20 protein-coding genes, 1 tRNA gene and 1 pseudogene are annotated in these 22,731 nt (G+C 54.5%); 14 read left to right on the forward strand and 8 right to left on the reverse strand.

The genetic code is table 11. The features are described 5' to 3' along the window. Window positions 1-25 precede the first annotated feature (25 nt). The 3 genes from L1X57_RS12130 (at window position 26) to L1X57_RS12140 (ending at window position 1,790) form a co-directional block, all read left to right on the forward strand. Entirely contained in the window at window positions 26-973 is a 948-nt protein-coding gene (locus L1X57_RS12130; RefSeq protein ID WP_009721847.1) for an AEC family transporter, read from the forward strand. Window positions 974-1,023: 50 nt separating this feature from the next. Continuing rightward, a tRNA-Arg gene (locus L1X57_RS12135) sits at window positions 1,024-1,100 on the forward strand. A 324-nt stretch (window positions 1,101-1,424) separates the two neighbouring features. Next, a complete protein-coding gene (locus L1X57_RS12140; protein WP_234667740.1) occupies window positions 1,425-1,790 on the forward strand; it encodes a VWA-like domain-containing protein in 366 nt (121 codons plus the stop codon). Between the two features lie 190 nt (window positions 1,791-1,980). Here L1X57_RS12140 and L1X57_RS12145 read toward each other — a convergent pair. Further along, a pseudogene (locus L1X57_RS12145) lies at window positions 1,981-2,773 on the reverse strand (DUF4143 domain-containing protein); the annotation flags it as partial. Window positions 2,774-2,811: 38 nt separating this feature from the next. Here L1X57_RS12145 and L1X57_RS12150 point away from each other — a divergent pair. Then, the gene (locus tag L1X57_RS12150; protein WP_234667742.1) at window positions 2,812-3,081 is read left to right on the forward strand and encodes a transposase; all 270 of its coding nucleotides are present in this window, start codon (window positions 2,812-2,814) and stop codon (window positions 3,079-3,081) included. A gap of 90 nt (window positions 3,082-3,171) precedes the next feature. Here the strand turns inward: L1X57_RS12150 and L1X57_RS12155 are convergent, their stop codons facing one another. From L1X57_RS12155 to L1X57_RS12175, 5 genes are all read right to left on the reverse strand, one after another. Further along, window positions 3,172-3,504, reverse strand: coding sequence for a hypothetical protein (locus L1X57_RS12155; RefSeq protein WP_009721851.1), 333 nt, complete (start codon window positions 3,502-3,504; stop codon window positions 3,172-3,174). Window positions 3,505-3,518: 14 nt separating this feature from the next. Next, window positions 3,519-3,656, reverse strand: a complete 138-nt coding sequence (locus L1X57_RS12160) for a hypothetical protein (protein ID WP_009721852.1) — start codon at window positions 3,654-3,656, stop codon at window positions 3,519-3,521. A gap of 93 nt (window positions 3,657-3,749) precedes the next feature. Then, complete coding sequence (locus L1X57_RS12165) at window positions 3,750-5,114, reverse strand: sensor histidine kinase (RefSeq protein WP_009721853.1); 1,365 nt, start codon at window positions 5,112-5,114, stop codon at window positions 3,750-3,752. Beyond that, window positions 5,111-5,788 (reverse strand): response regulator, encoded by a 678-nt coding sequence (locus L1X57_RS12170; protein WP_009721854.1) that lies wholly within the window; start codon window positions 5,786-5,788, stop codon window positions 5,111-5,113. Before L1X57_RS12170 ends, L1X57_RS12165 begins: the two co-directional genes overlap by 4 nt. Before the next feature lie 147 nt (window positions 5,789-5,935). After that, window positions 5,936-8,668 (reverse strand): AAA family ATPase, encoded by a 2,733-nt coding sequence (locus L1X57_RS12175; protein WP_009721855.1) that lies wholly within the window; start codon window positions 8,666-8,668, stop codon window positions 5,936-5,938. Between the two features lie 207 nt (window positions 8,669-8,875). On the opposite strand from L1X57_RS12175, the gene L1X57_RS12180 reads away from it, so the two are divergent. From L1X57_RS12180 to L1X57_RS12210, 7 genes are all read left to right on the forward strand, one after another. Next, window positions 8,876-10,168 carry a serine hydrolase domain-containing protein gene (locus tag L1X57_RS12180; protein ID WP_009721856.1) on the forward strand — a complete coding sequence of 431 codons (1,293 nt, stop codon included), beginning with the start codon at window positions 8,876-8,878 and terminating at the stop codon, window positions 10,166-10,168. Beyond that, window positions 10,165-11,841, forward strand: coding sequence for a ShlB/FhaC/HecB family hemolysin secretion/activation protein (locus tag L1X57_RS12185; protein ID WP_009721857.1), 1,677 nt, complete (start codon window positions 10,165-10,167; stop codon window positions 11,839-11,841). The genes L1X57_RS12180 and L1X57_RS12185 overlap by 4 nt, the downstream gene beginning before the upstream one ends. 57 nt (window positions 11,842-11,898) lie before the next feature. Continuing rightward, window positions 11,899-13,521 carry a serine hydrolase gene (locus L1X57_RS12190; RefSeq protein WP_009721858.1) on the forward strand — a complete coding sequence of 541 codons (1,623 nt, stop codon included), beginning with the start codon at window positions 11,899-11,901 and terminating at the stop codon, window positions 13,519-13,521. 455 nt (window positions 13,522-13,976) lie between these two features. Beyond that, a complete protein-coding gene (locus tag L1X57_RS12195; RefSeq protein WP_234667744.1) occupies window positions 13,977-14,477 on the forward strand; it encodes a hypothetical protein in 501 nt (166 codons plus the stop codon). 23 nt (window positions 14,478-14,500) lie between these two features. After that, entirely contained in the window at window positions 14,501-15,517 is a 1,017-nt protein-coding gene (locus tag L1X57_RS12200) for an IS30 family transposase (protein ID WP_234667734.1), read from the forward strand. 95 nt (window positions 15,518-15,612) lie between these two features. Then, window positions 15,613-16,737: a sensor domain-containing diguanylate cyclase gene (locus tag L1X57_RS12205; protein WP_009721860.1), complete on the forward strand. Its 1,125-nt coding sequence runs from the start codon at window positions 15,613-15,615 to the stop codon at window positions 16,735-16,737. Between the two features lie 357 nt (window positions 16,738-17,094). Next, window positions 17,095-17,574: a CreA family protein gene (locus L1X57_RS12210; RefSeq protein ID WP_009721861.1), complete on the forward strand. Its 480-nt coding sequence runs from the start codon at window positions 17,095-17,097 to the stop codon at window positions 17,572-17,574. 6 nt (window positions 17,575-17,580) lie between these two features. On the opposite strand, the gene L1X57_RS12215 is transcribed toward L1X57_RS12210, so the two are convergent. Both L1X57_RS12215 and L1X57_RS12220 read right to left on the reverse strand, forming a co-directional pair. Next, window positions 17,581-18,174 carry a CAP domain-containing protein gene (locus tag L1X57_RS12215; RefSeq protein WP_009721862.1) on the reverse strand — a complete coding sequence of 198 codons (594 nt, stop codon included), beginning with the start codon at window positions 18,172-18,174 and terminating at the stop codon, window positions 17,581-17,583. After that, a complete protein-coding gene (locus tag L1X57_RS12220) occupies window positions 18,155-18,643 on the reverse strand; it encodes a pyridoxamine 5'-phosphate oxidase family protein (protein WP_009721863.1) in 489 nt (162 codons plus the stop codon). Before L1X57_RS12220 ends, L1X57_RS12215 begins: the two co-directional genes overlap by 20 nt. 398 nt (window positions 18,644-19,041) lie before the next feature. Between L1X57_RS12220 and L1X57_RS12225 the strand changes: the two genes are divergently transcribed. The 3 genes from L1X57_RS12225 (at window position 19,042) to csiR (ending at window position 22,703) form a co-directional block, all read left to right on the forward strand. Further along, entirely contained in the window at window positions 19,042-20,487 is a 1,446-nt protein-coding gene (locus L1X57_RS12225; RefSeq protein WP_009721865.1) for an NAD-dependent succinate-semialdehyde dehydrogenase, read from the forward strand. A 40-nt stretch (window positions 20,488-20,527) separates the two neighbouring features. Next, window positions 20,528-21,799, forward strand: coding sequence for a 4-aminobutyrate--2-oxoglutarate transaminase (gabT, locus tag L1X57_RS12230; RefSeq protein ID WP_039868559.1), 1,272 nt, complete (start codon window positions 20,528-20,530; stop codon window positions 21,797-21,799). A gap of 193 nt (window positions 21,800-21,992) precedes the next feature. Next, window positions 21,993-22,703: a DNA-binding transcriptional regulator CsiR gene (csiR, locus tag L1X57_RS12235; protein ID WP_143759686.1), complete on the forward strand. Its 711-nt coding sequence runs from the start codon at window positions 21,993-21,995 to the stop codon at window positions 22,701-22,703. The last annotated feature ends 28 nt before the right edge of the window (window positions 22,704-22,731 follow it).

The raw sequence follows: 22,731 nt of genomic DNA on the forward strand, positions 1-22,731 counted from the left end.
TGCTTATTCGATTGAGAGGGCTTTCGTGAACTTACTCGAGCTATTTTCCCGCACGCTAGATGTCACGTTACCTGTCTTCGCCATGGTGTTTGTAGGTATTGGCTTGAAGCGTTTGCAGTGGATCGACAGTGGGTTTGTCTCCACGGCGTCAGCTCTCGTTTTCAAAGCAACGCTTCCCACCCTCATTTTTTTGAGTTTGATAAAAGCCGACCTAAGCGTTGCGTTGGATTTGCCTCTACTGCTGTTTTTTGCCGCCGCTACCCTCGGCCAGTTCTTTATCAGCTGGGTATGGGCTAGCTATCGAGTGCCCAAAGCCGACCGCGGTATTTATGTGCAGGGCGCGTTCCGTGGTAACTGCGGCATCGTTGGGTTAGCGCTGGCGGCGGGGATGTACGGCAATTTCGGGCTTTCGGCCGGTAGCCTGCTGCTTGGTGTGGTTATTGTGATGTATAACGCACTTTCGGTGGTGGCTCTGGCGGCCTATCAGCCCGGCCAGTCAACAGAGTGGCGCAGCCTGCTAAAGCATATCATCACCAACCCGCTGATTATTTCTGTAGTTGCTGCGTTGCCATTCACTGCATTCTCGATTCCACTTCCCAGTTGGCTGATTACCTCAGGTGATTACTTCGCCTCGCTAACGTTACCCCTGGCATTGATCTGTGTCGGCGCCACGCTCTCGGTTGCCACCATGCGTAGCGGCAGTCAAACAGCATTAAGCGCCAGTAGCATGAAAATGATTGTACTGCCGCTGCTCGCCACGCTAGCCGCATGGGCGGTGGGGTTCTCTGGAGAGCAGCTAGGGTTGTTATTTCTATTCTTCGCCAGCCCAACCGCTGCCGCCAGTTTTGTGATGGTAAAAGCAATTAACGGCAATGTAGCGTTGGCCGCCAATATCATCGCGATAACCACCTTAATGGCCAGCGTCACCGTCACCACGGGTATCTTTGTGCTGCGCCTTGTAGGATGGATTTAACTGCGCGGTTGGCTGACACTCACCAACACGCTATACTATGCGCCCCATAAGTCCCTGTAGCTCAGTAGGATAGAGCAGCCGCCTCCTAAGCGGCAGGTCGCAGGTTCGACTCCTGCCAGGGACGCCAACTGGGGTTATTGAGAAGTCCTGAGAAGGCCTAAAAAGAGTACAATACTCTGAAATAAAAAGTCTTTAGCTCCTCATCGTTCCTAGCTGTTCCTTCCAAATCCCGCTGCTAAATGGTATACAGAATGGTATATGCCCCCATTCGAAGATGCTCGGTATACCGCCATGGCACTAACCGTTCGACAGATAAACTCAACCAAACCTAGCACGAAAATTATTACCCTCCAGATAGCATGGGGTTAGAACTTAGCCCCGGATCTGCAAGATGATGGAATACCGATCAACCGCAAGACAGTGGCTGCTAGCTTAAAGCGTCAATGCTTGTGTGCTAAAGCCGCCGAAAAATTCAAAGCTACTACCAACTAGCAGCAGTTGTCAGCGGGCGTTACCGTACTTTTTAAGCGAGCTTGTCGGTATTTTAGCGGCCTGCGATCGGCTGCCGGTAGACGTCATCGAGTTCGATAGCCAGATTATCCAGCGTAGCATGCTGCATGAAGGTCAGCTCCATGAGCTGGCGCACTGGCAGCGCCAAGGCGGTGGTGGAAGTGATATTCGCTCCGTGTTTGAATCGCTGGCGATCACATCACCTAGCGTATTGGTGGCGTTAACGGATGAAGTTGTAAACATCCCAGCGTTCACCAGGCTACCCAGTGATTTGGCCGTCATACTGCGAACCATCGGTCCCTTGTGACCTGGGGTGAGACGCTATCCATGGATGGAAGGCCTATCGCGGGGCGCGCCACTACTCAAAGACATGCCAGATTCACAAGCGACGAATACGCTGAACTGGATGAGCTGGGGGTATATTTGGAAGCGCAGCGGCTAGGAAGAATATCGATCTACCCGTCACGTTTAAAAGGAATGCTTTCAGGGCAATATCTTTATTGGAGTTTCCTGGGGGCTAGCTGCCATTCTCCAGCCCAGATCCTTTGCGGTAAAAACTGGGTATAGTACAGGGGCATCACAATATTGGTTGGCTCTAGGGCTGAGGGACCCTGTGTGCCCGTTAACTTAAATGTTTTGCTTGGTGAGCATTTTTCGATGTAGGACGCCAGTGATTTGGCTCGCGTGCGTTTCCCACTTTTGACTTCGACTGGGACAATGCCCCCCTCGTCCATTGCTAAAATAAATTCAATTTCGGCGCGTGCGTCATTCCACGAATAGCTTGGATCAACGCCAATGGCCGTGAGCTCTTGTTGCACAAAATTTTCTGCCACATACCCTTTGTACTCATAGTTTTGTTGTTTGAGCTCTTTGTAACTGCTACCCAGCATGTGGTTGAGCAGCCCAACATCAAACAGAAATAGTTTCACCATATTCTCTTTTTTGTAGGCCGCCAGAGGTGATCTTGGCTGTCCTTCAAAGGGGTAGTTCGCCAAGGCTAGTCGGCAACATGTTAACCAGTGGATGGCAGTCTCAAAATCGCTATAACGTGATTTACGCTCATGCACATATTTAAACTTAAAGCGCTTAACGGACGCATCGGCAACTTGAGACAGCTGTGACGTAATGTTGTTGAACACAGATTCAATCAGCGTTGCATCGACTTTGCCTGCATACTTGCCAAAATCGCGACGATATCCTTCGACTAAATCAGCATGAATTTTAGATACCTTTTTCAATGCGTTCTAAAATGCTCGAGTCTTTATATTGATACCAAGTAGCCACTGCTTCCTTAGCTGCAGGCCTCCTTGCGGATCCTCCACTTGCTGATGCCAGTTGGTAGCCTGAGCGAAAAACTGGCGTACAAGGCGAAGGAGCAGTGCAAACATCTGGTAAAAATCGACCAGTGGTTTGCCAGCTCCAAAACCTGCTCCTGCTGTGGTCACAAGGTTGAGTCAATGCCCCACAGTATCCGCACCTGGGACTGCCCTAGTTGCGACACAAAGGATATTGACCGTGACGTAAACGCCGCGATCAATATTTGCCAGCAAGGCATCTTAAAATTAAAGGCCAAAGGACTGTCGGCTTCTGCCCATTGAGGCCTGTGTAAGACCGGTAACGCACCTGCATCGGCCTAAGACGTGAGAAGCCTCGCCCGTGGTCGCGTAGCGACTCAGGGCGGGGAGCAGTCACTCATACTGGTGCTCAAACTGAACCACACTGCCGTCCGCGTGGATGAGCTGGCGGGCATAGACTTCCCTGGGGCCAAAGCCATCATCCACAAAACCGGTCACCTGGATGGCTTCGCCTACCTGAGTGGGCACCCAGTTTGGCCCAACGTAAATATTGATGCTGCCTGTCGCATCCTGCAACCGGAACTCGTCGGTATCCGAAATGCGCTCAACAGTGCCTGATAAGGTCACCATATTGCCTTTTTGCGCGTCGCCGATGGGGGTGATCTGGCTCGCCATCAAAGCAGGTGCTGAAAGAAGTGCGAGGAGTGCAATGGTCAATGCTTTCATGGGTATTTCCTCCATCAGTTCAGAGCAATCAGAATCAGGGTGACAAGAATGGCCGCACCAATGGCAAGCCATTTTTTGGGCACCCGTATATCAATATCGCCAGAGAGCCACTCGTTGGTATTGCGTAAATTTACTTGTCTGATATTTTTCATTGCGCACCTCCAAACCTGGTTGCGGGCAAATCCTTTATTGCCCTTGCAGATTACGTCGACAACCTGACGGGAACCTGACGAAGGTGCGTTTATTTAAACGTTATTTTTATTTCGATAGTTTTTATTACGATAGATCAGAATGAATTCAGCACCCCTTGCGGGATGGTTGGATACCTTGATAGCGCCTTTCTGGGCCAGCTGCAGGCGTTGAACAATGGCAAGCCCCAGGCCGCTACCGCCGGGGAAGGCATTTTCCCCTCGCCAGAAGGCGTCAAACAGATGGGCAAGGGCATCGGTGGCAATACCGTCGCCGAAATCACGCACACTCAGCGTACCTTCAGGGCTTACCCGTATATCCACCCGCTGGCTGTTTGAGTGCAGCACTGCATTTTCCACCAGATTGGTTAGCGCGAGCTCGACGCCCTCGGGAGCGGCCTTGACGATGGCAGGCTCTGAAGATGGGTGTAAGGAGAGCGAGACGCCGTTCTGATAGGCAAAGGGAGCCAGGGTCGCTATGACATCTCTGGCAATTTTGTTCAGGTCGCTGCGGGAGAGCGAGGAAATATCGAGCGAATCGGCCTTAGAACTAGCCAGCACCTGGTGGACGGTGCGGGAAAGTGCGGCCAGATCGGCGCGCAGTTTGGTGTGGGTTTCACCGTCGGGAAGGGCGGCTAGACGTGCCGTCAACACGGCAATGGGTGTTCTCAGGGCGTGGGCGATTTCTGCACCTCGGCGCTGTTCGGCCACAAGGGCCATGTTCAGGCGTTTCAGGGTGCGCTGAGTGGAGTGAACTAGGTCGTCAATTTCAGCGGGAAGCGCGGTATCTTTGAGCGGCGGTGCAGGTTGGCCGGGCTGGATGGTTCGCGCCCAGTTGGCGGCATGCGTGACAGGGCTCAGGCCGCGACGGATCATGAAGTGGTTGGCCGCGAGCATGATGACGGCCACCGGAAGAATGGGAATCCAGATATGAGTCAGAAACTCACGGGCCAGGGCGCGTCGGACAAGGTGGCCAGGATCATCGTGCATGACAAAGACCAGCCTGACCTTTCCTTCAGGGCGCTGAATCGCCGTTGACATTAAAATGACCTCCCCGTCCGCTGTTGTTAGGCGGGTCTGCCAGTGCTGGGTAAACAGGTCTGTTTCCAGCGCCTCTGGCGGTATCAGCGCGGTGTTCTCGGCATCCAGCAGGCGGCCTTGGGCATCCAGCAAGGCAAAGCCATAACTATGTGGATAAGAGCGGTATAACGCGGTTGCCTGTGCATGGAGGTTTGGGTCGGTACTTTCCATGGCCTCCTGCAGCAGGGAAAGCTGTTTTTCGATGGCCTCCCGTTCCAGTGACGGTTGATCGGCACTGTAATACGTCCCCACCACGATGACGTTCATCACGATGGTGACCAGCAGTATCCAGACCAGACGGTAGGTCAGGTTCCTGGCCAGTGTAGGCGGTCTGGGGCTCATGAGGAGGTATCTTCCACCAGCATCCAGCCCACACCGCGAATGGTGATGATCGTCAGCCCGCACTTCGTGGGTTTGAGCGCTCGCCGCAGGCGTGAGAGGGAGGCTTCAAGGGCGTTGGGACCAATGTCATCATCAAAACAGTAAATCGAAGCTTCCAGTGCCTCCCGTGATAGAACTCTCCCTTGGGCTCGCATCAACTGTTCCAGAACCCCTATTTCACGCTGGCTGAGAGGCAAGGGGGTGTTGTTGACACTGATCATTCGGGAAGCCGTATCAAACGCCAGCGAGCCGTAGCTGAGTATTGTCTGGGAGCGTTTGCCTGGCCGCCGTAATATAGCCCGGCACCGGGCAATAAGCTCGGGCATTTCCACGGGTTTGACAAGGTAATCGTCGGCTCCACCGTCAAGCCCGGCCAGCCTGTCAGAGAGCAGGTCCCGGGCCGTCATGACAATCACGGGTGTTTGGCCATTGGCGCTAAGACGTGGCAGCAGCGTCAGGCCATCGCCATCCGGCAGGCCAAGATCCAGCAGCACCAGATCATAGGTAGCCGCTTGGTGCATCGCGAGTGCGCTGGATGCGTTGCGGGCCGTATCAACGGCAAAACCGGCATCGCCCAAGGCATGGGCCACCGCTTCGGCCAGGGTAGGGTGGTCTTCAACCAGCAGCATCCGCATCGCCGTTTCCCGTTGGTATTTCTTTTGGATGTTAGCGAATCTTTACCCAACTTAGTACGATTACCACCTGATATTGAATACAACCTTACCGCCTTTAAAAGTCGGCTCATCCTGCCGCTAGGGCGGCCAACTTTCGTACCGCCGTTTTCACATGGTCAGTTCGACCCTCCCCTGTGCCCGTGCCACGGCTTCGGCACGTGCGAGCGCCTGGCGGGCGATGTCGAGGCGGCCTGCCTCTTGGGCCAGCCCAGCACGTAGTCGGTGAAGCTCGGCGAGGTACCAGCGCTCGCCACTCGCCCGGACGATCGCGAAAGCCTGACGCAAGGCGTGCATCCCAGCGACTGGATCGCCCATGTTTCCCGCAACCTCTGCGGCGAGTCCGTGGCAGAAGGGTAGCGTGATCCTGACGCCCATCGCACTGAAGGCCGAGAGACCCGTCGCAATCCGCGAGGCCCCGGTTGTGTCTCCGGACATTGCCTGCGCCCAGCCTGCCAGCATCTCGCCTGCGTCGCCCCAAACGGGCACCGCCTCAGTCCGGCACAGAGCGACTAACGCTTCTGCCCGGTCACGGGTTAGTTCAATATCGCTACGTAGACGTGAGCAGACCGCCCCGCACCATAGCATTTGGGCGCGCCCGAAGGCGGCGCCCAATCGGTCAGCGCGCGCACTGCCAGCGGCGAGGTGCCGCTCTGCCTCTGCCGAGGTGCCGGTTAATTCGGCGACACAAGCCGCGTACTGTCGACAAACAACTTCGGGGTCCTCACCGAAAAGTACATTACCGTCCTGCTCGGCATGTCGCGGTGCGATCTCCAGCACGGCGGCGATTTCCGTGGTACAGGCCTGTAGGTCGCCGGTGAAAAACCGGGTCTGCCCGACGGCATTATGGGCTACCATCGCCATATGGGCCGGTGCCTGCCCCGCGAGTGACTGCAGCCCTAGCGCGAGATCTTCGGCACGGGTCAGTTCAGCACGCGTCAGGTGATCGTTCCAGAGCCCTGCAAGAACCGGGATCGTTGTGGCGGGATCGCCGACCTCGGCAGCTAGTTGACCCGCGCGGCGGTAGACCTCCCGAAGTTCTTGCGCAGTAAACCCATCCGAGACGATGAGTGCCGCCCCGAGCCCGAGCAGGGCATCGAGTTCGGTAGCGCGATCGACCTCGGGCTTCGTCGTGCCAATCCCGCTGCCTCGAGTTAGGAGATCCCGCGCACGGCGGAACTGCTCTACGGCATCTATGGAGGCGCCGCGAGCCTGTGCACGCCGCCCCGATAGCACACGATAGTGTGCGGCGCGCGGCCAGTCGGCGCCGCGTTCAAAGTGATCAGCCAACACGGGGGCGATCTCGCCCGCTGCGTGACCGTGGCTGATCTCTAGTCGGAGACCGACCCTTCTGTGCGTGCCTTGCCTGTTCGCTGCCGGCAGCCCATCGTAGAGCGCTTCGTGATGTAGCGCGTGCCGGAAAGCATAGCGCGTGGCCACTGTTCCGTCGGGCCGATGGCTGAGGCCCGCGCGGGTGATGAATCGTCGGTTCCGCGCGAGGTGCTCTAGCTGCCGCTCCGCCGCTTCCACCCCGTCGCGGTTGTCGGCTAGATCGATGGCGGAAAAGGTCGGTCCCGCCACGCTGGCGGTTTCAAGCAAGCTGCGTTCCTCAGCCAGCAGGCGGCTGGTGCGTTCGGTTTCGATCAGGGTACGGACACTTGGGGCGATGGCTGCGACCAGCGCCTCGGGTGTGGATGAAAGCCGCCAGCCGGCCTCGTCACGCCGCACAAGGCCTTGCGCCTGCCAAACGTCTGTCGCCGCATCAATGAGCATGGCATGGCCCTCGGTTCGGTGGGCGAGGGCCTGCGCCAAACCAGGAGGAAAGGAGTTGTCCTTGAACCGTTCTGCAAGGTATCCAGACACTGCAGACTCATCTAGACCGTCAAGGGTGATCAACCTGCAGTCTGGCTGCCGACTTAGTTGACCCAGCGTGGTCGCAAGCGTCCCGGCGCGGTCTAGTTCGTCATCGCGATAGCTGCCCAGAACCAGTAATCGCGCCGGTGTGCGTTGCAGCCCCCAAGCGGCTAGCCAGGCGAGCGTACTAGGGTCTGCCCAGTGCAGATCCTCTAGCACCAGAACTCCAGGACGGCTACGGGTCAGTCGTTCCATCAGCGCCGAGAATTCCCGCAGCATTGAGTTGTGGCGAGTACGATCCAACGCTTCGGCCTCCAAGCGACGCCCGGGGGAGTGTTGCTTGACCCAAGAGGGAGCGACGAGTGGCAGAAGCCGCGCCAGCGTGGCCTCCTCAGGTCCGACCATGAGTTGCGTCAATACATCCATCAGCAGCCCGTAGGGTTCGCGTGCGCCAGGGTGAGCGATGGCCTGACCCCGAGCAATCCACAGTGGCGTGCGCTGGGGTAAACTAGCCTCAAATGCTTCCAGAAGGCGTGTTTTTCCGGCTCCTGCTTCGCCCGAAATCAAAGCCATCGCCCGTCGACCATGCCTGGCGGCGGCGGCCCTTTCACTTAGGGTTTCCAGCTCCTTGTCCCGTCCGATGCAGAACACTGTCGATGCCGCCACGAGATCTTCAGACGCATCGCCGATCAGCGGGATCGGACGCGTTAGCCGGTAGCCCCGGCGGCCCACTGTCTCGATTAGCCTGATGTCTTGGGCGTTGTTATCCAGCATCTGGCGTAATTCGCGGATGCACTGTTTGGGTCCCGCCTCGTTACCAGGGCCGTTGCCCCATATCATGCGCCGCAAATCAGTCGTGCTGACCACTTCTCCTTGCTGCTCTATCAGTGCCACCAGTACGGACAGTGTCTTGGGGCGTAGGCGTATCTGTACTTCACCGCACTGTAGGATGCCTTCGCATAGGTTTACCTCGATATCTTCCGAAGTCATGTTTTATGGGGCCTCAAGACTTATTGCCGGAAGCCATTGCGCGTGAATGGCGGCAGCAGTTAAGTAAATGGCTTAGTAAAGCGCGAATTATACCAATATTGAACCCTAATTGAACTTTACACTTATTTGTTTGCAATCAGAAATGAGCTATCTTCGCCTTCGAGAAAATATAAGCAAAAATGCGCACAACAGAAGAGGGGCAGGCACATGACAGTCATCCGGTTCCAACACAGAACAGCCCGCTGGTTCCGGCCCGGCCTCTCGGTTTGCACCGTGGCTTTAGCCCTCGCTGCCCCCGTTACCTCGCAGGCTCAGGATCAGTCGCAGCAGCTCTGCGTGGCCGACCCGGCTGCAGTGACGGCTCGCGCGGCCATCACGCTACCCGACACGCCGCTGCCTGAGGCCCTGTCCCGCGCCCTCGACGCTGCCGCGCGCAGGGCGTTAGACGGGGCCGCTGCGCCTGGGGTTATTGCGGGCGTTGTCACACCCGAGGGCCGCTGGAGCGGTGCTTGGGGGGGCGCGGACCCCGAAACCGATGCTGCGATGGAAGTCGGCATGCACACACGGATCGGATCGGTCACCAAGACCTTCACCGGCACCGCCCTGATGCAGTTGGCCGAGGCTGGCAAGCTATCGCTCGACGATACGATCGACCAGTATGTGCCTGGCGTTCCCAACGGCGATATCATCACTCTGCGCCATCTAGCCAGCATGACCAGCGGCTTGCTGAGCTATACTCAGGCGGATCCCTTCCTTGATCTTTTTTTCTCAGATCCTAGCTTGCACTATACTCCGCAAGACCTGCTTGATTTTGCCTTCCCCGGCTCGCCGATCTTTGCACCAGGGGAGAAGTTCAATTATTCGAACACCAATACTGTGCTGCTGGGCCTCGTGATCGAACAGGTGACCGGGCAAGATATAGACACTGTCTTTACTTCGATGATCCTGGACCCGCTGGGCCTGACAGAGACCACCGGCCCTGACGGTGCTGCCCTCATGCCAGAACCTTATCCGCAGGGATTTACCCTGCAAGGCGATGCTGCAACGCCGGCTGCACCCTCAAACGCGACACACTGGGATCCGTCCTGGGGATGGACAGCGGGTGGAATGATCTCGACCCTCGACGACCTGCTGGTGTATGGACGCTCCCTCGGCACAGGCAAGGGCCTGCTGGGCGCTGAGGCGCAGCAGGAGCGTCTGCGGTCCTTCCCAGAGCCGGCGGGCTACGGCATCGCTATGGGGTGCGTTGACGGCTGGGTCGGCCACACAGGTGAGCTGCCCGGTTACAACACGACGGTGTTCTACGACACGACGACGGATACAACGGTAGTCGTACAGGCCAACAGCGACATCCCTTCGGGGAATTGCGGGGATGAGGACGTGCTACCGGACAACCCCGACGACCTTGCATGCAGCTCGCCCGCTAGTCGCGTGTTTGAAGCGCTATCCGTTGCCCTCGGGCATCCGTTTTCTATGACATCGACGGCCTCAGCAGAGTGAGCGCGCTGACATTGCTGTTCCAGCACAGCCGTTCCTCAGCTCTCCGCTTGGGTGTTGCCGCTCTGCTTTGTGCCTGTTACGCGAGCCCAGCATTGTCGCAGGGCTTGCCAGACGTCAACCGCATCCTATCTGGGCAAACTGTTATCCTACAGCGCTACGAACCGCCGCCTCAGGTCGGCCGTGTCGCCATCGGCGTGCAGGACGAGCGCGACAGGATCGACTTAGAGCGCGCCAAAAGCATCCGTATTCGCCTGGCTTCGGTGCGCATTGATGGGGCGCGGACCCTACCTTTGTCGACGTTGACGCCGATCTGGCAGGGCCGAATCGGTGCCGAAATTACGCTGGCTGATCTTTACCGCATGGCAGATGCTGTTGACGCGGCCTATCTCGCTGCGGGCTATTTTTCCAAGACAGTGGTGCCGGTGCAGGATTTTTCTGACGGACAGATCCGGCTGCAGGTATTTGAAGGCTATGTCGACCGCATCGAGATCAACAGTCATATTCCTGGCATCGAGACACGGTTGGCACCCTACCTGCAACGTATTCTCGACATGCATCCTATTCGGGTAAAGGCGGCCGAGCGTGAACTGTTGTTGATGAGTGATCTTGCCGGACTTTCGATTGAAGGGACTTTTGTGCGCCCCGAAGGCGCGACGGGCGGCGGGGTGCTGCGCCTGGAGATCGGACAATATCGAAGCTCAGGAATGATCGGACTCGACAATCTGGGATCCGACACCGTTGGCCCATTACAAATGGCCGGTGTGGTGACCTTTAACGATGTCCTGAACCAGTTCGAGACCACCAATTTGACCGGTGTCATCACACCGCAACACCTTGACCGGATGACCTTGCTTCAAATGATGCAAAGCTATCCGCTCGGATCGAACGGCCTTAACGCGGGCTACAGTTTTGTTTACCTGCGCCAACACCCCGACGGGGGAGCCGGCGCGCCGGACATCGATGTGACATCCGCCATGGGCACGGCGTTTATGTCCTACCCGTTTCTGAGGACGCTGGACCGCTCGCTCTGGGGGCAGGCTGAACTGACGGTGCGTAACGATGACGTCGACGTTCTTGGCTCGGCCGCTGCCCGTAGCCGGATCCGCTGGGTGACGAACTCACTGCAATATAGTCAGAGCTTTGAGACATCCGAGATCAACCTCGAAGGAGCGGTGAATCTCGGCACGAACTCGGATATTGATATGGGCGCGGTGCCGGATGATTTCCACTTTGTTACCGCCGAACTGGACTACACACAGGCTTTCAGCGAGACGACGACAATGACATTGCTGGCTCGCGGCCAATACGCTGGCAGGCCCCTGCCGGGCGCTGTTCAGTTCGGTATTGGCGGCGAGACTTATGGCAGAGCCTTCGATAGCGGCACTATCTCTGGCGACAAAGGTGCAGCGGCCTCGGCCCAGTTAAGCCACGAGATCGATATCGGGCTAGCATTCCTGCCCACGCTTTCAACCTCGGCCTTCGTGGATTACGGCGCAGCCTGGTCCGACGACGTCACCGGACACATGTATCTTGGCTCCTATGGAGTAGGCCTTGGTGGAACGTTAGAGGAACAGCTGAATTTCCAGGTTATCGGTGCGCTTCCCTGGACCCGTTCTGACATAGTGGAAGACAAGGGGGGCAAGCTAATTTTCCAGCTGGCAATGCCATTCTAATCCGGCAGGAGGCATCGCCTCGCCCGTCGCGCTATCCATCCCACAGGAGACCCTGATATGACCGCACCGAAAGCCGCACGCCCCCTTCTGAGGTCGGCCTTGGGCATTCTAAGCGCTGCCGCAGCGTTGCTTGCACTCAATGCCCCGCTCCATGCGGGGACGCTGCCGACCATTGCCTTGCCGGACCCTGCGATCTCTCCTGCACGGGTGAACCTGTTGCCGGTGCCGCAGACGCGGATCGACGAAGCAGTCGCCTCGCTGGATGAGCTGGTGCAGGATATGTTGGAGCGGACCGGAGTACCAGGCCTCGCCGTTGCCGTGGTGCATGGGGAAGAGACACTGCTGATGCGCGGCTGGGGGCTGCGGGCGGAGGGCGCGGAGGAACAGGTTGATGCGGATACAGTCTTTATGCTCGCTTCGTTGTCCAAATCTGTCGGAGCCACAGTGGTGGCCACACAGGTCACGGATGGGATCGTCAGTTGGGACGATCCGGTTCGCAACCACTTGCCATGGTTCGACCTGGGCGATCCGTGGGTCAGCAATCATGTCACCATCGGGGATCTCTATGCGCACCGCTCTGGTCTGCCGGATCACGCTGGTGATGATCTCGAGGATATAGGCTATGACCGTCGCGCGGTGCTGGAGCGGCTGGCGCAGCTGCCCATGGGGCAGTTCAGGGCCGATTACGCCTATACGAACTTCGGCCTGACCGCTGCGGCCGAGGCGGTAGCCACCGCAACCGGCAAGGACTGGTCAACGCTCTCGGAAGAGGCGCTCTATGGTCCGCTCGGCATGGAGGTGACCAGTTCGCGCCACTCGGATTACATGGCGCGCGATAATCGCGCGGCAAGCCATGTGCCGGATGCCAACGGCTTCAGAGTGGCAGATCTGCGCCAGCCCGATGCGCAAAGTCCGGCGGGCGGGGTTAGTTCCAGCGCGCGAGACATGGCGAAATGGATGAAACTGGTGCTCTCCACCGGGCGTTTTGAAGGGCAGCAGCTGATTGCACCCGAAGCTCTCGTGCCTGCGCTTTCGCCGCATGCCATCAGCGGCCATCCCAGTGAAGCGGCTGATCGGGCTGGCACCTATGGCTACGGCTTTGGTGTCGGCGTGCGCCCCACCGGACGCGTTGTGCTGAGCCATTCGGGCGCCTTCGCCTTTGGTGCGGCGACCTCCTATTCGATGCTGCCGGACCTAGGGCTTGGGATCATCGTGCTGACCAATGCCAGCCCCACCGGCCTCCCCGAGGCATTGACTGCCAGCTTTCTTGATCGCGCAGAGTTTGGTGTGGAACAACGCGACTGGCTAGCGGCCTACGGGCCGCGCATCGCACCGCTCTCGGCCCCGGTCGGGGATCTGTTGGGCGTGACACCTCCGGCTGAGCCCACCGAAGCCCGGCCTGCCGAAGCTTATACTGGGATCTATGACAATGCCTATTTCGGGGCGGCTGAGGTACGTGAGACCGCTGACGGCTTGGTGCTCGAGGTTGGCCCCGCACCACAGCGCCTGCGGTTGATCCACTGGGACGGCGACCGCTTTGTCGCCTTCCCGGTGACAGAGAACCAACCAGAGGGCTCGGTTTCGCAGGTCGAATTCACCATGGGCGCGGATGGGAAGGCAGAAACGATAACCGTAGAACATCTGAACGAGGCGGGCCTTGGAGAGTTTCACCGATCATGACGCAGCCCAGCTGAGTGCTTCCTCCTTGGCTGGATCAGCTGCGCGGACTGTGTCGTCAGATTGTTGGGTAGGCGTCATGGCTGTTCCCTGTCTTGTCACCAACTTCCAGCCTGCCTCCGCGAGGTCTCTTCTGGGGATATTTTCAGAAAGATAAATGGCTTCAGAAAACGGCATATAAACATAGAGAGGATAAGAAGCACTTCAGGAAAGGGGGAGGCAGTGACAAGCTCAATGAAGTGCCGCCTCCTTTACGGCTGTCCATGATCTACAACCACAGAAAAGGTGCTTGAGCATTAAGTTCAGCACTATTTCCAAAGGGCACATAAACATTTGATACAAACTTTGACCTACCTTGAGAGACAGTACATTATCGTTTGATACAAGATACGCTGGATATAATTTGGTCAGTAAGTAACTTTTATAGAAACCTTTTTTTCCAATGAGTTATAAAAATAATGAATAATATCCCGTCGTTTGGCTTACGAAAATACATATGGTGGTTACACTCAGTTTCGCTGGTTTTCTTTGCTACTATTTTACTGGCAGCTGAAGTTAAGCCCGTTCCAGGCACTTTTGCTTCTTCACAAGATGAGGCTCCTATATTGATGGTGGATACTCAGGAAGGACGCCGTTATATTAGCCGTGCTGACATCGAAACCTTGCCACTTTATGCTACAAATTTTCAGCATTTCAAAGGTTTGTATGGAAGTTTTGCAGGCGTATGGCTGAAAGATCTGCTCTCTGCTCAAAATATTGATGAAGCGGCAACGCTTCGTTTCATCGCTCATGACGATTACAGCGTTTTTATAAATTCAGAAGATCGTCTCAAACGGGATTATCTTCTCGTTACCCGCCTCGATGGAGAACCTCTAACGCTGACTGACTTTGGACCCACGTTGTTGATTGTCCCGGCTGAGGCAGAGTCCTTGGCCGCAGAAACTGAGTGCAACACCTGAGCATTTCGCTAAGGTGTTGTCCCATGTCTTACCTCGAACTCAGTATTGAAGAACGTGCCAGCATCCAAGTGGGTCAAGCCCAAGGGATGAGCCTTCGGCATATTGCCCAGCTCCTGGGGCGAGCTCCTTCAACCATCTCTCGTGAAATACGCCGTAACCAAATGGCCCAGAACGGTTACTGCGCCCGGTACGCCCAACGTCAGCGAGAAAAGCGTCGAGAGGTCTGTCGTCCTGCGCGTAAGCTTTTGCCAGGCACCGAGCGGTTTGATCTCATCGTGCATATGTTGCGGCGACGCTTGTCTCCCGAACAAATTAGCGGCAAGCTCAAGACGATGAAACTACCTGATTTGCGCGATGCCTACGTCTGCCGAGAGACCATCTACACGGCCATTTATGCCTTGCCTGTTGGCCACCTTCGCAAGGAACTGATTCACTGCTTGCGACAAGGTAAAACCACACGCAAGCCTCGCCGTGGCGAAGTGGATCGACGTGGCCAGATCCCTGACATGGTCAGCATTCACTTACGTCCGCCCGAGGTCAGTAAGCGTGAAATGCCCGGCCACTGGGAAGGCGATCTGATCAAAGGTAAGAATAACGCGTCCGCGGTAGGCACCTTGGTAGAGCTTAGTAGTGGCTATCTGATCCTCGCAAAAATGGACGACGCCACCGCCACCTCCGCCGTAGCAGGCTTTAGTGCTGCTCTGAATCGAATGCCGACCACCGCTCGAAAAAGCATGACCTATGATCAGGGGCGTGAAATGGCACAACATGCAAAAATCACTCAAGAAACCGGCGTTGCGATTTACTTTTGCGATCCCCATAGCCCCTGGCAACGTGGGGCCAATGAGAATATCAATGGCCTTATCCGTCAATATTTACCGAAAGGAACGGACCTTTCAGTACATAGCCAGGAAGAGCTGGACGCCATTGCCTTTGAGCTGAATATGCGACCTCGAAAACGCTTTGGATTTAAATGTCCGATAGAAGTGATGAGCGAGCTGATGGCCAAGTACCATGAAAGCCCATCAACCATCCAATGAGTGTGTTGCACTCAGAGTCTGCATCCGCCGTCTGTTCAAGCAGGAACAGCCGACATGACCCATTGGGTCTGGTCAATTCGAGATATCATCGTCCAATGAAGTTGCGGGCTATAAAGTCAATAGGCTGGAAGCTGGGGTTAGCTTTTATTCTGATAACGGGTACTTGTGCCATTGCCATAGCGTTATATGGTTTACATGTTCGTCAGCAAATGGGGTCTAATTATACTTCGCTTGTAGCAGTGATTGTACGTTCTCAGACGCATGCCGTTATGTTTCGAAACGCTTTAGAGGATTTACGCGATCATCCTGGAGATCCTGAAGTATTTAGTCGCCTGGAGAATCTTCTGTGGCGGATACCGCAACATATTGATGGAATAAGTTTTAGTCTGCAGACTAATCTGCTTTCCGAATCAGATTATCATGCCTCTCTGGCAAGGTTACAGGATATTAAGGAGCGTCTGTCTGAGATGCGACAGCAGCTCGATGGAATTATCTTAGGTGACTCAATCGAAAAGTTTCTGTATCAAGGCCAAGTGATCGAAAACGACTTGGCTCAGGTTTACAGTACCTTTGAAGGAATGGTGCACTCAGAAGCAGCCAAGCAGCGCATTGTCATGGAGCGACTGGGGCGCACCATATCGGTGCTGGCTTTTATGACCCTGATACTGATACTAGGACTTCTGATTTCATTATTTAGACTTAAACGCGAACACCAAAAAGTTAAGCGCCTCAGTCAGTTTGATGAGCTAACAAAATTAGGCAATCGTCGCTATTTGCTGAGCTTTGCAGAACATTGTTGTAAACATAGCCAGCGCTCTGGTAGTCCTTTGGGCTTGATTCTTATTGATATTGACAACTTCAAGTATATAAATGACACATTTGGTCATCCTGCCGGTGATCTAATACTTCAGGTAGTTGCGGGAGTGCTAAAAGATGAAGCTCGCAAAATAGATGTGTTAGCTCGGATTGGAGGTGAAGAGTTCTGTATACTATTACCAGATACAGATGTTGATGGCGCCATGCAGCTAGCAGAACGGCTGCGTAAAAAAACGAGTGATCTAACACAAAAACAATTAGGCGTTGCTACCTCAGTTACAATGAGTCTAGGAGTAGCGATAGCATGTAAAAACGAAGCTACTTTTAAGCATCTTTATGCACGTGCAGACAAAGCTTTGTATCAAGCAAAAATGCATGGTCGCAACCGGATAGAATTCGGTTAGGGGAAATATATAGATCATCCTGCTGCTATAGGTTTAAAAAGTAGTTTGCATTTTCTGGTTATTCCCAGAGCGGCATATAAAAATACTCCTTTCACCAGCATCAATATTTCACCAATTTGGTGTAATAACACGCGCTATCCGCTTTGACACTTTAATCAGAGCTGTGTAGTGGCATAGTGAATTTGGCCGTCTAATTACAGGTGCTAATATGCACCAATAAACAAATAGATGGCAGCATGGCTAGAACGCCAAAACGTAATTTCAGCCCTGAATTCCGGCTCGAAGTAGCACAGCTGGTCGTCGTATCAGGTATGCTCTTGGCTTGCCGTTTCTGCTGCACCTGCTAAGGACATTGCTATGCGTTTCTCAACACCGGTTGCCATTACGTCGCTTGTGATGATGTCTACGTTAATGCTGACTACTTCGCTTCTGGCGCAGGATGCCCATATTGGCAGCGTGCGTACAGAGTTTAGGTTGATCGGACCGAACAGTACGATTGAAGTGGAGCGCTTTGACGACCCGAAAGTACAAGGGATTTCCTGCTATCTTTCCTACTCCCAAGTGGGCGGGATTTCAGGTGCGGTAGGGCTTGCTGAGGAAGCTAGCGAGGCGAGCGTGGCGTGTCGGCAAACGGGAGAGATCGTCTTCGACCCTGACGAGGTAGACGAGCAAGAGGTTGTTTTTAACCAACGTCGATCCGCACTTTTCAAAAACATGCGCGTGGTGCGTATGCACGATGTCGAAACTGAAACCTTTGTGTATTTGACCTACAGCACCAAGCTGGTAGATGGTTCGCCTAAGAACGCAATTTCAGCGGTCAACTACGGTGAGTTTTAAGAAGGGTTAGCGGGGGTGTCCCAGCACCTGTGCCCAAAAGGTGGTATACCGCGAGTCAGCATTGTCGGCTTTTGCCATGCCCATCTCGGTGAAGGTGTCGTTCATCATATTGCTGCAATGGCTGGGGCTCTCTAACCAACCGTTAACCACGGCAGCGACAGATGTATGCCCAGCGGCAATATTTTCACCCACCGCTTGCCATGCGTACTCTTGTTGATTGACGCGTTGCTCAACCCCTGCGCCGTCAGGATCTGAATGGCTAACGTAGTCGTTTTTGGCCATATCGTTGGCGTGCATGGCGGCAGCGGCCTCCAGTTTACAGCTCCAGGTTAACGGGCTGGCTGCTGGAAATGATTGATCACCACATTGACGGGCGTTGTTTCGTGCCTCGTTCACCCGCGTTAGCATTTCCTGTTGCTGATCAGTCAGGCCACACTCGCTGTTAGCACTGTCACTGTTGGTACTGTCGCTATTAGTACTGTCGGCGCGGGAGTCATCATCGGCCCACGTTCCGCTGCCTATCAGCATCAGTGTTACCAGACTAAAAAGCGCCCAGTGGGTAGGGCGCTTTAAGGTGACGTTAGCCGCCGAATTTTTCATTTTCGCCCATGTTGGGGGTGGCATCTTTTTTCAGATTGGCTTTCGCGATTTCATAGAGCTGGAAGGCTTTGCTCTCTTTTGCTTTCCAGTGCTCGCCCATTTGCACGTCAATTTCTAGCAGTGCTACGTCAGGGTCGTCTTTACCTTCTGGAAACCAAGCGGCAATAAAGGGGTTCCAGTAGCGCTCAATCAGCTCGCGGTTATCGGTCAGGTTGGCTTTACCTGAAAGCGATACATAAACGCCATCTTCCTGGTCGGAGAAACTAAGGCAAACGTCGTGATCGCTTTCTGTTTCAAATACCTTTTCGGCGCTGCGTCGTGTGAAGAACCACAGCTTGCCATCATACTCGTCTTGCACTAGGTGCATGGGGCGCGCTCGTGGAACCTCGTTATCCAACGTCACCAACATACCTACTTTAATATCCTTGATCATCTTCCAGATTTTCTGCTTATGCTCCGGGCTGGACATAGCGTCACACTCCTTATGTTTTCAAGAACAACATGTTTTCAAGAACGACAGTTTCAAGATGCCGATTTTGATCCATCTTCGTTGACAAGAATTTATACCAAAGCTGTCTGAGGTGATTCGCTTTTTGTACAAATCCTGTTAGCAGCCTAGTCATCATTTTCGATGTCATCAAATATCTCTGCACTTTTTTATGTATATGTTAAAAATATATTTTGACGTTTTTTTTAAATGTAGATATTTTTGTTGGTCATTACGTTTGATACTGCCTATCTGAAAAATGAAAAAGCTGGCTCGGTAGTGCTTTCGGAAGTACAGGCAATGGCGTTGTAGTGAGTTCGTGGGAGGCGCGGCCAGCGTTCGAGAGCAAGCTCTAATGTCATGGCAAAAAGGAAAACAAGATGAGTAAGTTACCCGATATTTTGATACCTGACGCATTTATTGGCGGAGAGTGGTGCGGTGCTGAAAAGCGCTTTGCGGTCACTAACCCTGCAAATGGTGAGCTATTAGCAGAAGTTCCAGACCTGGATGCGGATGGTGCACGAGCAGCGGTTGCCGCAGCGGAGGCAGCAGGACCTGGCTGGAAAAAGCGTACAGCGAAAGAGCGTGCGACGCTGTTGCGCGCCTGGTTCGATGCCATCATGGCGCACCAAGAAGACTTGGCTCGGCTAATGACGTTGGAGCAGGGCAAGCCGCTGGCAGAATCCCGGGGTGAAGTGGCCTATGGCGCATCATTTGTCGAATTTTATGCCGAAGAGTCCAAGCGCATGGCAGGTGAAACCTTGCCGGGTCATGGTGTCGATAAACGCATTCTGGTGTTTCGCGAACCCATTGGCGTTGTGGCCGCTGTTACGCCCTGGAACTTCCCGCTGGCTATGATCACTCGTAAGTGCGCCCCCGCTTTAGCAGCAGGCTGTACGGTGGTGATCAAACCTGCAGAAGCAACGCCTCTAACGGCGTTGGCAGTGGCGCGCTTGGCTGAGCTCGCTGGCTTGCCCGCTGGGGTGATCAATGTGGTCACTGCCAGCCAGCCTGCACCGATAGGGGAGGTGCTAACCACCGATCCCCGCGTGCGTAAGTTCTCTTTCACAGGCTCCACACCTGTTGGTAAAAAGCTGCTCGCTCAATGTGCAGGTACGGTCAAAAAAGTATCGTTGGAGTTAGGTGGTAACGCACCTTTCATCGTGTTTGATGACGCCGACCTAGACGCCGCCGTTGAGGGTGCTGTTGCCTCCAAGTATCGCAATTCTGGCCAGACCTGCGTCTGTACGAACCGCTTCTTGGTTCAGAGTGGCGTTTACGACGTTTTTGTCGAAAAGCTGGCTAAGCGCGTGGCGCAACTGAACGTGGGCAATGGGCTGGATGAAGGCGTTATGCAAGGCCCGTTGATCAATCAGGCCGCAGTTGAAAAGGTCGAGTCCCACATTGCTGATGCGATGGAAAAGGGTGGGCGGTTGGTCTGTGGTGGCAAGCCTCACACGTTGGGCGGCACGTTCTTCGAGCCAACGATTATTGCTGATGTGACCGACAACATGCGGGTTGCCCGTGAAGAGACGTTTGGCCCCTTAGCGCCTGTGTTCCGTTTCGAGACGGATGACGAAGCCATTGCCATGGCGAATGCGACTGAGTTCGGGCTAGCAGCCTACTTTTATGCACGTGACTACCGCAGGATTTGGCACGTCATGGAAGGGCTGGAGTACGGCATGGTGGCGGTTAACGAAGGAATTCTGTCTACCGAGCTAGCGCCCTTTGGTGGGGTGAAAGAGTCCGGGCTGGGCCGTGAAGGCTCACGTCATGGCCTTGATGAATTTACCGAGTTGAAATACGTCTGTGTTGGCGGCCTGTAAGCGATTTTCACTAATTTAATAAGGAAAGCAGTAAATGAAAATGAGCAATGCACAGCTGAATGAGCTTAAACAAAAATATGTCGCTAATGGTGCCGCCAGCCCCGCAACCCAATTCGCTGACCGTGCTGAGAACGCGATTATCTGGGATGCGGATGGTAACCGTATTATTGATTTCGCGGGCGGTATTGGCGTGCTTAATATTGGCCATTGTCACCCGAAGGTAGTCGAGGCTGTTCGTGAGCAGTTAGGTCGAGTGATGCACACGTGCCAGACCGTCATTCCCTACGAAGGCTACGTTAAAGTGGCTGAGAAGCTCAGTCAGCTTACCCCTGTGCGCGGTCATGCCAAAGTCATGCTCGTCAACTCTGGGGCTGAAGCGCTAGAGAACGCTGTGAAGGTGGCCCGTGCCGCCACAGGTAAGAATAACGTCATCTGCTTTGATGGTGGCTACCATGGCCGTACGTTTATGACCATGGCCATGAACGGAAAAGTGGCGCCTTACTCGGCTGACTTCGGCAGCATGCCTGGCAATGTGTTCCGTGCGCCTTATCCGGTTCCTTTCCATGGGGTGAGTGAAGAAGACGCTCTTCGCGGCCTTAAAATGACCCTTAAGACCGATGCCAATCCGAAGGACACCGCCGCTATCGTCATTGAGCCTGTGTTGGGTGAAGGTGGGTTCTATCCTGCACCGGCCAGCTTCCTTAAAGCGGTGCGTGAAATTTGCGACGAGCACGGCATGCTGATGATTGTCGATGAGGTTCAGTCAGGTTTTGGCCGCACCGGCAAATTGTTTGCTATTGAACATAGTGGCGTTCAGCCGGATATCATTACCATGGCCAAAAGCATGGCGGGGGGCATGCCAATCTCCGCGCTGGTAGGTACGGCTGAGCATATGGATGCATCAGGCCCTAACTCTTTGGGTGGCACCTATTCGGGCAGCCCCGTTTCTTGCGCTGCTGTTTTAGCCGTGCTTGAAGTGCTGGAAGAGGAAAAAATTCTTGAGAAAAGCCAGGCCTTAGGAGAAGTGCTGGGGCAGCGTTTTACTCAGTGGCAGCAACGTTTTGCGTGTGTAGAAAATGTACGTCATTTAGGCTCTATGGCGGCATTGGATATTGTTTCAGCTGGCCAAGAACCGGATGCAGAACTGGCCGCAGCAATGTGTAAGCGCGCACGCGAGAAGGGTCTTATCCTGCTTTCGTGTGGGCTTTACGGTAATACAATCCGCTTCTTAATGCCGGTCACTATTGAAGACTCGATACTTGAAGAAGGCTTGGCGATTGTTGAAGCGTTGCTGGAAGAGCTTACGGCGTAGCGTCTGATGCTTGTGGGTTATTTAAGCCCTGATTTAAGTCCTTACATATGATGATAGAAGCCGGTGCAGCTAGTCTGCATCGGCTTTTTTATTTCTTATTGCACTGAGTTATTGAGTGCGCGGGGTTGAGCACATTCAAACAGGTGTTACAAATTGTGCTATGATTTTTACCCACTTTGCGAAATGCATACTCATGAATTCATCATTCTTCCCAGACGAAACGGCAGATGCCAAGGAAAACTTGGGTATTCGTGCCTATAAGCTACTTAAGATAGACATTATTAAAGGCATTTTTCAGCCTGACGAAAAATTGCGTATGAGTGTTCTTAAAGCGCGCTATGAACTGGGTATTGGTCCTCTGCGAGAAGCACTTTCCCAGCTTGTTGCTGAGCATTTAGTGGTGGCCATTAGCCAGCGTGGCTATCGTGTGGCACCCATGTCGCTCGCTGAGCTTAAAGATATTTATGATGCCCGTGCGCAGGTCGAAGCCATGATGTTGGGGCTTGCGATAGAGCGTGGCGATGATGCCTGGGAAGCCAATATTCTGGCAAAGTCTTATCAATTAGCAAAGCTGACAGAAATGAGCTCGTCAGAAGGGCTGTTAGATATTTGGGACAGACGGCATAGTGATTTTCACACTGCCATGGTAGCTGGCTGCAACTCCCCTCATTTGATGAAAGTGCGCGCTGGGCTATTTGATAAAGTTCAGCGCTACCGCTTTTTGTGGCTTAAGGAAACCGTGTTTTCTGCTCAGGCCCTTGAAGCAAAACGCCAAGAGCATGCCGCTTTAGTAGACGCCACGCTTGAGCGTCGGAAAGATAAAGCAGTGTCGTTGATGCACGAACACTTGATGTCCCCTGTGCCTATTATTACACAGGTGATGCGTCAACAAGGCGTGGCATAAGGCAAGGCAAAAGAAGGGATCGAAGAAA

The sequence above is a fragment of the Halomonas sp. TD01 genome (assembly GCF_923868895.1).
Lineage (GTDB): Bacteria > Pseudomonadota > Gammaproteobacteria > Pseudomonadales > Halomonadaceae > Vreelandella.

Excerpts from the sequence above, each read along its gene's own strand:
- L1X57_RS12150 (WP_234667742.1), top strand. The coding sequence starts at position 2,812 with ATGCCAGTTGGTAGCCTGAGCGAAAAACTGGCGTACAAGGCGAAGGAG.
- L1X57_RS12155 (WP_009721851.1), bottom strand. The coding sequence starts at position 3,504 with ATGAAAGCATTGACCATTGCACTCCTCGCACTTCTTTCAGCACCTGCT.
- L1X57_RS12160 (WP_009721852.1), bottom strand. The coding sequence starts at position 3,656 with ATGAAAAATATCAGACAAGTAAATTTACGCAATACCAACGAGTGGCTC.
- L1X57_RS12165 (WP_009721853.1), bottom strand. The coding sequence starts at position 5,114 with ATGAGCCCCAGACCGCCTACACTGGCCAGGAACCTGACCTACCGTCTG.
- L1X57_RS12170 (WP_009721854.1), bottom strand. The coding sequence starts at position 5,788 with ATGCGGATGCTGCTGGTTGAAGACCACCCTACCCTGGCCGAAGCGGTG.
- L1X57_RS12175 (WP_009721855.1), bottom strand. The coding sequence starts at position 8,668 with ATGACTTCGGAAGATATCGAGGTAAACCTATGCGAAGGCATCCTACAG.
- L1X57_RS12180 (WP_009721856.1), top strand. The coding sequence starts at position 8,876 with ATGACAGTCATCCGGTTCCAACACAGAACAGCCCGCTGGTTCCGGCCC.
- L1X57_RS12190 (WP_009721858.1), top strand. The coding sequence starts at position 11,899 with ATGACCGCACCGAAAGCCGCACGCCCCCTTCTGAGGTCGGCCTTGGGC.
- L1X57_RS12195 (WP_234667744.1), top strand. The coding sequence starts at position 13,977 with ATGAATAATATCCCGTCGTTTGGCTTACGAAAATACATATGGTGGTTA.
- L1X57_RS12200 (WP_234667734.1), top strand. The coding sequence starts at position 14,501 with ATGTCTTACCTCGAACTCAGTATTGAAGAACGTGCCAGCATCCAAGTG.
- L1X57_RS12205 (WP_009721860.1), top strand. The coding sequence starts at position 15,613 with ATGAAGTTGCGGGCTATAAAGTCAATAGGCTGGAAGCTGGGGTTAGCT.
- L1X57_RS12210 (WP_009721861.1), top strand. The coding sequence starts at position 17,095 with ATGCGTTTCTCAACACCGGTTGCCATTACGTCGCTTGTGATGATGTCT.
- L1X57_RS12215 (WP_009721862.1), bottom strand. The coding sequence starts at position 18,174 with ATGAAAAATTCGGCGGCTAACGTCACCTTAAAGCGCCCTACCCACTGG.
- L1X57_RS12220 (WP_009721863.1), bottom strand. The coding sequence starts at position 18,643 with ATGTCCAGCCCGGAGCATAAGCAGAAAATCTGGAAGATGATCAAGGAT.
- L1X57_RS12225 (WP_009721865.1), top strand. The coding sequence starts at position 19,042 with ATGAGTAAGTTACCCGATATTTTGATACCTGACGCATTTATTGGCGGA.
- gabT (WP_039868559.1), top strand. The coding sequence starts at position 20,528 with ATGAGCAATGCACAGCTGAATGAGCTTAAACAAAAATATGTCGCTAAT.
- csiR (WP_143759686.1), top strand. The coding sequence starts at position 21,993 with ATGAATTCATCATTCTTCCCAGACGAAACGGCAGATGCCAAGGAAAAC.